The sequence below is a fragment of the Leptospira andrefontaineae genome (genome assembly GCF_004770105.1).
GTDB lineage: Bacteria > Spirochaetota > Leptospiria > Leptospirales > Leptospiraceae > Leptospira_B > Leptospira_B andrefontaineae.
This window is the reverse complement of sequence record NZ_RQEY01000005.1, coordinates 1-13,657: the sequence shown is the minus strand read 5'-3', so window position 1 is coordinate 13,657 and position 13,657 is coordinate 1. Positions and strand designations below refer to the sequence as shown.

7 protein-coding genes and 1 pseudogene are annotated in these 13,657 nt (G+C 39.6%); 7 read left to right on the top strand and 1 reads right to left on the bottom strand.

The genetic code is table 11. The features are described 5' to 3' along the window. The first annotated feature begins 1 nt into the window (after position 1). Positions 2-2,524 carry an aminopeptidase N gene (gene pepN, locus EHO65_RS01895; RefSeq protein ID WP_135772535.1) on the top strand — a complete coding sequence of 841 codons (2,523 nt, stop codon included), beginning with the start codon at positions 2-4 and terminating at the stop codon, positions 2,522-2,524. A gap of 88 nt (positions 2,525-2,612) precedes the next feature. On the opposite strand, the gene EHO65_RS01890 is transcribed toward pepN, so the two are convergent. Continuing rightward, complete coding sequence (locus tag EHO65_RS01890; RefSeq protein ID WP_135772534.1) at positions 2,613-3,734, bottom strand: alkane 1-monooxygenase; 1,122 nt, start codon at positions 3,732-3,734, stop codon at positions 2,613-2,615. A 551-nt stretch (positions 3,735-4,285) separates the two neighbouring features. On the opposite strand from EHO65_RS01890, the gene EHO65_RS01885 reads away from it, so the two are divergent. The 6 genes and pseudogenes from EHO65_RS01885 to EHO65_RS01860 all read left to right on the top strand — a co-directional run. Continuing rightward, the gene (locus tag EHO65_RS01885) at positions 4,286-5,974 is read left to right on the top strand and encodes a putative bifunctional diguanylate cyclase/phosphodiesterase (RefSeq protein WP_135772533.1); all 1,689 of its coding nucleotides are present in this window, start codon (positions 4,286-4,288) and stop codon (positions 5,972-5,974) included. Between the two features lie 169 nt (positions 5,975-6,143). Continuing rightward, the gene (locus tag EHO65_RS01880; protein ID WP_135772532.1) at positions 6,144-6,452 is read left to right on the top strand and encodes an LIMLP_04285 family protein; all 309 of its coding nucleotides are present in this window, start codon (positions 6,144-6,146) and stop codon (positions 6,450-6,452) included. A 114-nt stretch (positions 6,453-6,566) separates the two neighbouring features. After that, entirely contained in the window at positions 6,567-8,576 is a 2,010-nt protein-coding gene (locus EHO65_RS01875; RefSeq protein WP_135772531.1) for a hypothetical protein, read from the top strand. Positions 8,577-8,664: 88 nt separating this feature from the next. Further along, the gene (locus tag EHO65_RS01870; RefSeq protein ID WP_135772530.1) at positions 8,665-9,255 is read left to right on the top strand and encodes a hypothetical protein; all 591 of its coding nucleotides are present in this window, start codon (positions 8,665-8,667) and stop codon (positions 9,253-9,255) included. A 39-nt stretch (positions 9,256-9,294) separates the two neighbouring features. Next, positions 9,295-12,240, top strand: coding sequence for a TonB-dependent receptor domain-containing protein (locus EHO65_RS01865; protein ID WP_135772529.1), 2,946 nt, complete (start codon positions 9,295-9,297; stop codon positions 12,238-12,240). A 463-nt stretch (positions 12,241-12,703) separates the two neighbouring features. Then, positions 12,704-13,657, top strand: a pseudogene (locus tag EHO65_RS01860) (LIC12048 family lipoprotein); the annotation flags it as partial.

Sequence of the window (13,657 nt, the reverse complement as noted above, 5' to 3'; positions counted from 1 at the left end):
TATGGATAATATTCTTACCCAACAAGAAGCAATGCTCCGCTCCGGACAGATCTCCGAAGTGGACTATACCTTAAAATTAAAACTGGAAAAAGGATCCCAAGAATACGAGGGAGAAACTACAGTTAGATTCGTTTACAGCGGCGGCAAAAAAGGAAAACTCAAAGTAGATTTTGTATCCAAGAAGATTGAGATCCTTTGGATAAACGGAAAAGAAGAAACGAATTACGAAAAAAAAGAATCTGCACTATTCTTGCCTGGAGAATTATTAGCGGAAGGTAAAAACGAGCTCAAGATCAAATACAAAAATACTTTTGATCATAGCGGTTCAGGCTTTCATAAATTTACGGATCCTTCTGACAAAGCGGAATATATGCATACGGACTTCGAACCATTCGAAGCTCATAGGCTATTCCCTTCTTTCGACCAACCGGATCTAAAAGCAATATACGAACTGGAGATCACAGGACCTTCTGAATGGACCTATATCCATAATACAGTCCCGAAATCGGAAGAGATCCAGGGAAATTATAAAAACATAAAGTTCAATAAGACTAAAAAATTCTCCACTTACCTATTTTCTCTGATCGTAGGGCCTTATGCGGTCTGGGAAGATAAGGCGGGAGAAATCCCTCTTAGAATATTCTGCAGAAAGTCCCTTTCCAAATACATGGATGCTGAGAATTTATTTGCAATCACCAAAGAAGCATTCGGATTTTTACAGGAATATTTTGGAGTCCCCTATCCTTATGGAAAATACGACCAAATATTCGTACCTGAATTCAATATGGGAGCCATGGAAAATGTGGGAGCAGTCACATTCTCCGAAAGTTATATTTTCCGCGGACCTAGGATCTATTCTGAATACTTAAACAGAGCAAACACTGTGTATCATGAAATGGTCCATATGTGGTTCGGAAACCTAGTCACGATGAAATGGTGGAACGATCTTTGGTTGAATGAAAGTTTTGCGGATTATCTTTCTTATTATTCCATGTCTAATGGGAAAATTTTCCCCGACGCATTAGAACATTTTTATGTAAGGGAAGAATGGGCTTATAGAGAAGACCAACTTTCAACCACCCACCCTATCGCCGGAAAAGCGGAAAATACATTAGAAGCGATCAGCAATTTCGACGGGATCTCTTATTCAAAAGGTGCCTCAGTTCTTCGCCAATTGATGTATTACGTGGGAGAAGAAAAATTCAGAGATGCGATGAGGCTTTATTTCAAAAGACATGCGGAGAAGAACACAGTCTTAAACGATTTTCTTTCCTGTATGTCGGAAACCAGCGGGATCGATATCAGAGGTTGGAGTAAAGAATGGTTGGAAACAACAGGAGTCAACACTCTAAGCCCAATCCGGCAAAACGGTAGATTATTTTTACACCAAGGACCTTCTGCAACGAATGGGCTTCTGCGCACACATGCACTCCAAGCTTCTTTATTCAGAGAAAAGAACGGGATCTTAGAAGAAGTCTGGAAAAAAAGAGTACTCGTAAAAGGAAAAGAAACCCTATTAGAGGAAAATTATACGGGAGAAGCGGACCTTCTACTCTTAAATACGGAAGACTTTGCTTATGCTAAAACCTATTTAAGCAAAGAATCACTTCCTATCTTAAAAAGAAGTCTTCACACTCTGAAAGATCGTTTTTCCAGAAGAGTTGTATGGGGAAGTTTATGGCAGATGGTAAGAGACGCAGAACTTGCCCCTAAGGAATTCCTGGAGTTAGCCTTGGACCAAGGCTTAAAAGAACCGGATCTTTCTGTTAGAAACAGCCATATATTAACCAAAGCTTTAACAGTAATCGATAATTATATCCCGGAAGCTGAGAAGAGAACCTGGTCAGACAAGCTCAACAGTATCGCTAAAGAAAAATCCCTCTTATCACAGAACTCCGAACAAGAACAGATACTATGGTTTAGAATATTAGAAAATACTTCTAAATCATCAGAACAGCTATCTTATCTGAAAGAATTACTGGATCAGAAAAAAAGTATTCCGGGAATCGCAATGGACCAAGAAAGACGTTGGGTAATTCTCTCCAGATTAAGCGCTTACGGTGATCCTGAATCTTCCAAACGGATCGAAGAAGAAGTCACTAAGGACAATACGGATCTGGGAGCAAAAAAAGCTTTCTTAGCTAGAGTTTCCTTCCCGGATACCAAAACCAAAAAAGAGTCCTGGGAAAGATTCCTGAAACCTAAAGAAGGAGATTCAACGGACTTCTTAAGATACGGAATGAGAGGATTTCAGTGGAATCACCAAAAGCAATTATTGGTTTCTTATACTGATCTTTATTTTAATTCCGTGATCTCAGTGTATGAAACAAGAGATCCACATTTTGCTTCTGCATTCGGGCATATGATGTTTCCTTCTTTCGAACCGGATCCGAATTTGTTAAAGAGAACTCAGGAATTTTTGGATCAAAATAAAAAACTTCCGGAACTATTGAAGAAGGATCTCCAACAACAAAGAGACGATATGCAAAGAACGTTAAAGGTTCTAGAAAAATACAAAAACTAAAAGGCAATCTTTTAGTTCTTAAGTAAAAAAGAAGAGTTAGAGGGCAGCCTCTAACTCTTTACCAAAAAGATCTATTTTTTAGACAGGATTATGCAGTAGCAGGTTCCCTTTTTCCGGAAGAGCCTATCGAAGATTCTCCATGTTGGCTTTTCCATTCTTCCAATTTTTTATCCATCACCTTAAACCAAAGCGGAGGAAATAACGCCAGAAGTATCATCAATTCATATCCATAAGGAAGTTGGGGACTTTCTTCAAAATGCCTCAAGGATTGGTATCTTCTTCCTGCGTTCGCATGATGATCGGAATGTCTTTGTAGCTGGAACAAGAACGCATTAGATAGACTGAAGTTTTGGTTCCAAGAATGGATCGGAAGAACCTTCTCGAATTTTCCTGGAGACAATTCCTTACGAGCCAAACCGTAATGTTCTATATAATTCACAAGTTCCAATAAAGAGAATGCAATCCAACTTTGAACGAAGAAGAATGCGGGTACCTGCCAGCTTAAGTTACCGGTGATCGCGTAAAAAATCCCAGTCACTGCAGAGATAAATAAAACCGGAATGATCATAGATGTGATCATCTCATTATCAAATGTCCAAGCAGACTTGCCGAGTTTGCCCAATCTTTTTTTCTCTAAGTTCCAAGCGCTGGTCAAACTTCCCACAACAGTTCTTGGATAAAATGCAAAGAAAGATTCTCCCTTTCTGCTGGAAGCAGGGTCCTCATGAGTAGAAACATTCACATGATGGCCGCGGTTATGTTCTATAAAGAAGTGCATGTAACAAACAGTCATAAGAATGAATTTTGAATACCATTGTTCAATCTTAGTGTTCTTATGCCCGAGTTCGTGTGCAACAGTGATCCCGATCCCACCGGTGTTTACACCAATCGCTATAACAAAAGCTCCCCATTCTAATGTGGAAAGAGTTTGAGTTTGGACTTCCCATAAAGCCCAAATCACCAATGCAAATTGGATCCAAGCCCAGCCATAGGTAAGGAATCTAAAATAGAATTCCTTTTGAAGTTCCGGTACATCTTCTTCCTTAGGATTGCTCGCATCCGGACCAATCCAAAGGTCCATGATTGGAAGAATTCCGAATACTACCGCCAATGTTAAAAAATTAAAACCGCCTCCCAAATAGTAACCGGCCACGGCCAAACCCGGAATCAGGTATGCGATCAAGAAGGATAATCTTTTCCCTACACTCATCTCTCTCTCCTATCCCGCATTTCTTCGGGAAAATCAATCGATTTAATTTATTTCGAACGTTTGGTATTATAACATAAGTTCACTTTGGGGCAAGAAAAAAATCTCAAAGCGGACATATTTTCTAACGATTGTTTTAAAATGAATAGAATTGTCGTTTCGGGCAAAGGAAAGAATTGGGCGACTCTTCGCTTCGCTCAGATCGCGCTGCTTCGGGCTCGGGCGGCGCCCTCGTCACTTCGTGACTAAAGCCCTGCGCATCACTGTCGCGGAATAATCACGCGAAGAGTAGAAGATCTTGGAAATATAAGGGGAGGATCTTTTCTACTTAGCGACTTTGCGTGAGAACTTCCTTAGAGGTGATGCAGGGATCCATATAAACAGAAATAAATTATCAACTAAACACTTCGATCTAGGCCTTTAATTTTTTGTCCTTGTTTAGGGAAGCCCCTTCAAAAGCATGGTTTATAAGTAGAAAAATTCTTCCCTCCTTAAGACGAAAAGCACAACGCCCACGCTAAAACGTATAACGTTCCATTCAAAAGGAAACTTTGATGAGTCTTAACGGATTAAATTTCTATTCCTATCTTAGCAAGATCCGAATTCTTAAAACCTATTCCAGCAAAATTATGCTGGTGGCGTTTCTTGGGACCCATGTTCCGCTGATCACACTTTTATTATTTTTCGTGATATCTACTGTTCAAGATATGCAGACTGCCCTAAAAATTTTAGGTATCGCACTCGTGGCGACTCTTGCAGGAACTGCTGCTACACTTCTTGCATTACATAAACTATTAGCTCCGGTAATGCTCACCTCTAAGTCCTTAAATAGATATCTGAGCGAAAAAGAGATCCCAAATCTGCCAACTGTATTCCATGACGAAGCAGGTTCTTTAATGGCGGATACAGTCACCACTGTGCGCAAACTGGATGAACTCATCCATTATATGACAAACTATGATGGTCTATCCGGACTACCGAATCGGGATCTATTCTTAGAAAGATTAAGCAATTCTCTTCATGAACTTTCTATGAGAGAAGAAATATTAAGTTTTCCAGTTCTTTCTTTGGAAGCGACCCATTTAAAACAGATCAGATCCAATTTCGGCGTCCATATGGGAGATCTATATCTCAGATCACTAGTCCAAAAATTGGAAACAATGCTTGGACCGGAAACTGTTCTTGCAAGAACTGGAGATGGAGAATTCTCCTTCTTCCCATTACCTTCTTCTTCTCAAATTTTAGAAACTGATTCGGAGGTCTGGGCTGCAAAGATCCAAAACAGCACATCTTCTCCCTTACACGTTGTTGACCAACAGATCTCTTCCGAAATACGAATTGGAATATCAGTTTTTCCTTATGATGGAAAATCTTCCGATCAACTTTTATGGAAATCGGAAACCGCATTAAACCAAACGAAACTTTCCGGAAATTCTAAGATCCAAACTTATTCTTCCGAATGGAAAGAAAGAATGAAGGAAAAATATCTTTTAGAAAAAGATCTAAGACTTGCCATCTCGAAAAACCAACTCTTCATACAATACCAGCCAAGAATAGAAGTACAAACAGGCAAAAAAATCTCCGCAGAAGCATTACTCAGATGGAATCATCCTGAATACGGAGTCATCTCCCCTACAATTTTCATACCAATCGCAGAAGAAAGCGGGATCATTGGAGAGATGGGAGAATGGGTTCTTTCAAAATCCATGGAAGACTTAGGAAATTGGAAAAAGAGAGGACTTCCTCCAATCCGTATCTCTGTAAACTTATCAGCAAAACAATTAGAAGATAAGAATATCACAAAAAAGGTCCTAGATATCTTAGAAAAAAACAATCTTAGTGTGGAAGATCTAGAGCTTGAAATCACCGAATCCAGCCTGATTACCAATATACAATCCGCTTTGGAAATCTTAGGAGAACTACATTCTTGGGGAATTTCACTCGCTTTAGACGATTTCGGAACAGGATATTCCAGTCTTTCTTATTTAAGCAAGATCCCTCTCAAAACCTTAAAAGTGGATCAATCCTTTGTGCGTAAAATTCTAACAGATCCAAATTCACTAGCGATTTCCAAAACAATCGTCGCATTGGGAAAAAGTTTAGGACTCCGCATCACCGCAGAAGGTGTAGAAACAGAAGTGCAAATGCGTAAGATCAAAGATCTAGGTTGCGACGAAGCACAGGGATATTTTTTAAGCAAGCCTATCCTTTTAGAAGAATTGGAGAAATTTGTCCAAACCTAAAAGACCTTCTTCGTAACTTCACAACTAATCAAAGTCAATTAGTCCCTACTCTTTCCTTCCTTCTACTTTATTACATTTAATCTGTTTGTAACAGTTCTCGGCTTAATCGAATTGCACGAGTATCCATACTTTCCATAAGGAGGATACAGTGAATCGGAAGTATTACATTATGATTACGAGAACTATTATTACAATTTCAATTTTTCTAATATGTTTGGGAACTCTTTCTGCAGACACAGTCACGAATACAAAAACCAAAGAAGTGATCGAGAACGTAAAAACTACTCAGACAGAACAAGGTGTGATCGTTGAGTTCGAAGACGGCTCTCGCAGAGGTTTTGATAGAACAGTCGTTACTGTTGAAGCCAAACCTGTTGAATGGAAACAAAAGGAACAGGAAAGCTATCCTGATAAGGAAAGATACAAGGATTACGGTATTTTTGGCGCGATCTTCTTGGTAGTACTACTTTTACCCTAAAGAACCAAAACCTTAACAGGTACGTAATCAAGTCGTAAAGTAATTTATCTAACATAATCCACGAGGTCGATCGGATTTCGGCCTCTTTCAGAATGAATAGGAGAAATTCGATCCATGAAATCGTTAAATAAAAAAGTCTCGAAAGCAGTTAGCGCTCTCGCAGTTGCCATTGCTCTTGTAGGCTGTGATTCCGGCGGGGGCGGTGATCTTAGTGGTCTAGCTTTAGCTGGCTTAGGTGGGGACACAACCTACGCAAAAGCATCTATCCTTGCAAAAGTTCAAAAAACTGGTCCAGCAGCATTAGGAGTTGGATCGGCAGCTACAACTGTTCGCCCAGAAGTAGCAAGAGAAGCGGTCTTTGTTAAAATTAGCACTTCCCATGACTTTACAACTACTTCTTCAGCAGCGGGAACTGCCGCTGGAGCGGATAATGGAGACTTTGCAGTTGTAGTTAGTGTTCCTTCTCAGACTGCTACATTAAAAGCAACTGTTTACACTCTGCGTGAGTTAACTTGTGAAGAGTTGGACAAATCAAGATCCGCTGCTGGCAACGTCGCAGCTGCTTGGGATGTTGACACTACTGGTGGTCGATGCGGTCTTTATAATAGTGGTGTGGCAGCTTCCGATGAGAGAAGAGCGGATTATGATGCAATTCTAGATAAGTCTTCCAACTATACAACAGTATTAGGAACTTTTGAATTACAGTTTAATATCGATCCTTCTGATACAACGCTTCCAGGCACAGTTACAGTTATAAATGAATCCGGAGTAGATATTACTCCGGCGAACGGACAAACCGATACCCCATATGCAGTAGTTGCAATCGTTGGAGAATACTCCAATCCTAACGCAACTGTTGGTGAAAACAAATGTGATTCCATCGGAAACCCAACCATTCTGAGCGGAACCATCACAAGCAACAGAACTCTTGGAGCATTTACTTTACTAAGAGGAACTGTCTTCGTGAAAAACGGAGCTACAGTAACCGTACCTGCAGGAGCAGTCGTTTATGGTGAAAGAGGCTCATCCCTATTCTTTGTAGGTGGAAGTTTAGTAACAAACGGAACTGCTGCGAATCCAGTGTGTTTCACTTCTGCACAAGCAAGAGGATCCAGATTTCCTGGAGACTGGGGTGGAATCACAATCGTAGGAAGCGGTAATAATACCCGAGCTGCAAAAGCAACTACCGAAGGAACTACTCCTCAAGCGTATCCACTATCTTCCGGAACTGGAAGCGCAACTTTGAATTACACAATTGTTGAGTTTGCTGGAACCGAGGTTGCAGTTGGAGACGAGTTAAACGGTATCTCTCAATATGCAGTAAACAGCGGTAACTATAACTTCGTGCAAGTTCACCGCGGTTTGGACGACTCTTACGAATGGTGGGGTGGTGGAAACGGATCATCTTCTCCGGACAACGACACCTTAGCAAACGTAGCAACTCGTAGCTTCAGAGGTAAGTTCATGATCGGCTCCGGTTCAATGGACGACGATTTCGATATGGATGAGGGTTTCTCCGGAGCTCTAAAATATATCGTTTCCGTAAAATACCCTAAAGTTTGTGGAGGTTCTCCTTCAACAGATCCAGGCGCAATGGAAATGGACGGAAACGATAACTCAACGACCGGTAAACTGAGAACACTAGCTAGCTATCCAAACAACTCTTCTAACCCTTACGTAGATTATTATACTCTATTAGGAGTTAATGAGAACGGAAGTTACGCGGAAAGACATAGAGAAGGTATGTTAGGAAAATTCCAACATGGTTTGGCTTACGGTTTTAAACAAAACATTAAGTGTGAAAACACTGCTGGTTTTAGCGCATCTTCTTCCGTAATCGATACTCTGGTAAGTGATACTGCTCCAACCGCTGATAGTGCAGGAAGCTGTACATCTCCAGGACGGGATCAAACTCTTGTAGCTGCTCCAGTTGTATCAATTGCCGACACACAAGCTAATTGCGGATTTTTAGGTTTCAAACCTGATCTACAATCAGTAGCAGCTCAGAACACTAGAGGTGGAGTTCCAGCAGGAACCTTGTCTGATTTCGACGGAACTACAACACTTACTCCAACCGGTGGAAACACTTGGTATTCCGGATGGACTGTCTGGAGAGCTCGTTAATCGAAAATTAAAAGAACTACTAAAAGCCTCCTCAGCAATGGGGAGGCTTTTTTATAAAAAAATAAAAATTATCCGGGAAAAACAAATCATGAATCGAAGAAGGATCAGTTTAACTCTATCCATCTTATTTATATTATTTTCGTTATTAACATCAATCGATTGTAAGCGAGAAGATAAAGGAGACGATCCGGATTATTTCCGAAGAGTCGAAGAGTCGAAGGCTTATTTAAAAGCTCATATACAAGATAAATATGAAATTTCCGAAACCAGCAAAACCAAAGAAGAAGCTGTAATTCGGTTTATAGAATCTATCCAGAAAGGAGAGACAGAACATTATATATTCACTAAAGATGAATATCTTAATATCTTTCTTCCTAATACTTTAGAAGAGAACACTTTATCCACCACCATGCCTTTGGATGAGGCTTGGAAAATTGCAGATCTGCGCCGTTATATCGCCATTGAAAAAATACAAAACTCTCTAAAACGATTCAAAGGAAAAAGTTTCAAAATCGAAACTTTGACCTGGAGACCTGAAGTACGGCAACTAAATGTACTAAAAGGACATAGGGTCGGAAATCTTGTTCTAAAATTCGGAAATGAGACAGTCGAGTTAGATCAAGTCCGATTAGTTATAGAACATCTAGGCAAATTCAAAGTCTGCGTTATTGGATCTTAATTTTAAGAATATATAATATAAACTAAGTAAAATCGAATCATGAAAAAAAAATACCTATCAATCACCCTACTCATTTTTTTTCTATCTCCCTCCGTTTTCGGTCAAGCGACCGGGAAAATACGCGGGAAAATCGTGGATGGAGATAATGGAGAAGCCGTCTTTGGTGCAACTATTGTAGTTCGTTCCATTAAAAAATTCGCTAAATCAGATTTTGATGGCGCATACGATCTAGAGCTTCCAGCCGGAGCACATGAAATTGAATTTCAAATGATGGGATTTGCTCCTCAAAAACGCTCTGTAACCGTAACACCTGGAAAATCTCAGGTAATCAATGTAACTTTCGGTCTTCAGACTTTAGAAACTGTTGATGTTAAAGGAAGAGCGTTGAATGATGCGGAAGCTGCCCTACTCGCTCTTCAGAAAAAATCCTCCTCGGTTTCCGACGGTATTTCCAAAGAAGCAATCAAGAAAAGCCCTGACTCCTCCGCTGGTGAAGTCGTTCGAAGAGTAACCGGTATTACTCTTGTCGGCGGTAAATTCGTATTCGTTCGAGGACTGGGAGAACGTTATTCCAATACGGAATTGAATGATACTTTAGTTCCATCTACTGAACCGGATAAACGAGTTGTTGCATTGGATATTTTTCCTTCAGGCGTTTTAAAGAACGTGAGAATTATTAAAACATTCTTACCTGAACTACCAGGAGAATTCTCAGGAGGATTAGTAAAAATTGAGACCCAAGAATATCCTGAAGAGAAACAATTCAGTGTAGCTGTTGGAGCAGGTGGGAACTATAATACTACAGGTCATAAATTCTTGAATATGAACCAAGGGAATATGCTCGGCGGTGTAAACGATAACCAAAAAAATCCATTCCGTAATGCTCCGGAATCTCTTCCCATTGAACCGGGTAGTATTTTTGGCGGGATCGATCCTAAACTAACTCAAGCAGGCGCTACAACATTTAATCAAAAATGGACCCCAGATTCTGGACCGGCCCCATTCGATAAGAATTTTTCCATCAATTATGGAGATACATTCAAGGTCGGAGCTACGTCTAGAATCGGAATTTTAGTAGGTTCAACGTACAACCGTAACTTTAGATTCAGGCAGGAAGAATCTTATAGATATCTTGCAGCAGCCCCTTTTAATCTCACAACCGCCGGTTCTACTCTCTTAAAACAACAAGAACAAAGAGCTGACCTTTATACAGAAGAACGTAACTGGGGAAACAATATGAACTTGGCCTATGAAATAACTAAAGGCCAACAAATTTTCCTTAAATCTTTATATACTCAACAAGGTGAAGGCGTAGTTCGAGATGCAAGAGGAACAGATTATATCGACTTATATAATTTTAAGGCACTGACTAGCCAGTATACAAGCAGTTTGATACAACACCATACTTTGGGTGGAGATCATGCACTAAACTGGTTTGGAGAAAGAGCTCACAAATTTGACTGGCGAGTAAACTATGCGATAGCAAATCGTGACCAACCAAATCTACAACAACAGGTATGGAGACAAACTGTTGGAGATCCAAATCCTTATGATTTGACTAGATTAGGAAACAACCCGGACGGTTCTAGATTCTTCTCGGATTCTAAAGATACTACGAAAGCTGTTAAATTAAATTATGAAATCCCATTCGATCAGTGGTCTGGTCTAAAAGCCCTTTTCAAATTCGGAACTTATACAATGTCTCGAGAAAAGGATTTCCGATTCAGGGAATTTGGACAAAAGCCAAATACAACTTTAGGTGGTTTAGAAAGATATCCTGTTCCAGGAGAATTCTATTCCAATCCATATCTTTTCTTGAATGATTTGGTAACATTCTCGGAAAGACAGGTGGAATCGAATGCGTATAATGCATTCCAAAAATTGCAAGCGTATTATAGCCAGGTAGATTTACCTATCCTTCCTAAATTAAAAACCCTATTCGGGGTCCGCTATGAAGATAGTTATCAGAAGGTAAAAACATTCGTTCTTCGTGATTCGTATAGTTCATATAACCTAGACTATGGTTGTAAGATAGATAACGAATTTGCTAGGATTGCATTAGTCAGAAATGATATCTGCGATGCAAATAATAATGGTGTCGGAGAATTAAGAACAAGAGACTACCTTCCTTCTGTAAACTTGAATTGGGAATTTGCGGATAATCAAATTTTAAGACTATCTGCAACTCAGACTCTTACACGTCCCGATTTAAGAGAACTTTCTCCATTCGGGTTTACTCCATACTTCGGAGCAAACCGTATCTTCGGTAATTCCGATTTAAGAAGATCCTATATCCATAACTATGATGTTCGTTACGAATATTATTTGAACGCTACCGATTACGTTGGAGTAGGAGCATTCTTAAAACAAATTTCCGATCCGATCGAAATGGTAGGACAACCAGTAGCCGGAAGTATTTCCCAACGATTTACCTACTTAAATGCAGAACAAGCAACGATCAAAGGGGTTGAATTTGATTTTCGTAAAGAACTCACAGATAGGATTAGATTCGAAGCAAACATGTTCATAATTCAATCCAGAGTGGATGTTCTTTCTTGGCAGCAATACATAATGGTTCAAAGCGGATTGGTTGATTCACTTTCGAGAGCTGCAGCGTATAACCCTACAAATCTATCACGTCCTTTACAAGGACAATCCCCATTGGTTTTTAACGTCAAATTTGACTTTCACCTGAATGAGAAAAAAAATAAGACCATCGGTGTTTATTATAACTACTTTGGAGACAGGTTATATGCAGTGGGTGCAAACGGACTTCCGGATGCATATGAAAGAGCAGTTGGTTTGACCGACGTTGTTTATACTGCTAAGATGGGAGACCATTTAGAATTTAAAGCTTCCGCTCAAAACATTTTCGATACAAGATATAGAGTGTATCAAAAGAACGAGCTAACCGGAGAGAAAGATCTATTCCTTTCTTACAGAACAGGGGTGAGTTACTCCTTCCAAGCTACTTATAAGCTTTAAGAAAATTTATATTCTAATTTAAAGTGAGGCCTCTGGTTCTTAAATAAGAACCAGAGGCTTTTTTATTTAAAGAAGTTTCTCTCTGAAAATATTCCGTATTAAGATAATCTAAACTATCCGTTATGGGATACGTTCTAATTTTTCTGAGTTATCCTTATTGGGGTAAAAATTTCTAAACATCCTTCTATTAATTTCATTTTCACCCGATCATTACCTGTTTTCTTAACGTTTCCTGTATTTTTTTTAAAGTTCTTACAAAAAATTGGACAAAAGTGGGAACTTTTTCGAAACGTCCATTCAAACGCCAAAGTTATGTTCTGATTCGGAGACGAATCTGGCAAAACTGTGAGTAAAAATTTGAACTCGGTCAAAAAAGTCAGGCATTGCCTGAAAGATTTGTCCGGTGCGTTTTGTATTCTTGGATTTGGTTCTTTTAAGTGATAGGAAACCGGAGGTTCGTTCGATGTTCGATGTGATCGCTAGGATTGTTGTTAGGAAAGTTATTATAGCATCTGCTTTGCTTTTCTTTGTAAGTTGTTTAAGCGACTGGGGCTTTAGCAATGGGAATGTGGATCTGAAAAAGGCCACTTGGCTAGTTGCGGAAAAAGTTCCTCTTGTGGTGGATAAAGGAGGAGTTCCTGTCGGAGGTGGTGGTAATACACCTGTGAATGGTTTGTTCAACTTAAAGCCAGGAACTAAAGTAAACGCTCAAGCATTAGGTGGAGCGATCGATCCAACTGGAACAACCATCGTGAACGATTTCGATGGTGACGGTATATTAAATATCAATGAAACTACTACAAACGTTTGGGTAGCGGATTATCCTGAGATAGACACTGTTGTTGCTCCTCCAATCACTATGAAGATTGCAATTTTGAAAAGTAGTACCGGTGAAAGCGACGAGATTGTTAGTGAGATCAATTCGGATGATTTAGCATCTACAAAGAGCGAAGGTTCCGAGTCGATGCATCAGAATGAAATAAACCTTCGAACTGTACAATTCCAAGATCAGTACAAAAAAGAATACGAGCAATCACAGGAAAACTCAGCCACATATAGCTTAAAGGCTAGTGCTACTGTTCCAGTTCTTGCCCAAACAAGTTTAGAATATACTCAATCTACAACAAACAAATGGTCGAAACGAGCCTTGGATGAAGCAACAACGACTAAATGGGCTGATAAACCTTTTAAAAACGATATTGATAAAGAAGCAAAATCCGTTAAGTCAGACTCCGCTAGCCAAAAAGCTAGAAAGTTTAGATCCGAAAAGACATCGAAAATTAATCAAACCTCCAAAGTCGATGCAAACGCAGGTTATGTAAGAGCTGCTCTTTATATTAAGAATAGATCTGTAAATATGCCGGTGAAACTCAGCAATATCTTATGCACTCTTATGTTCGAAGATGCTCGAGGGAAT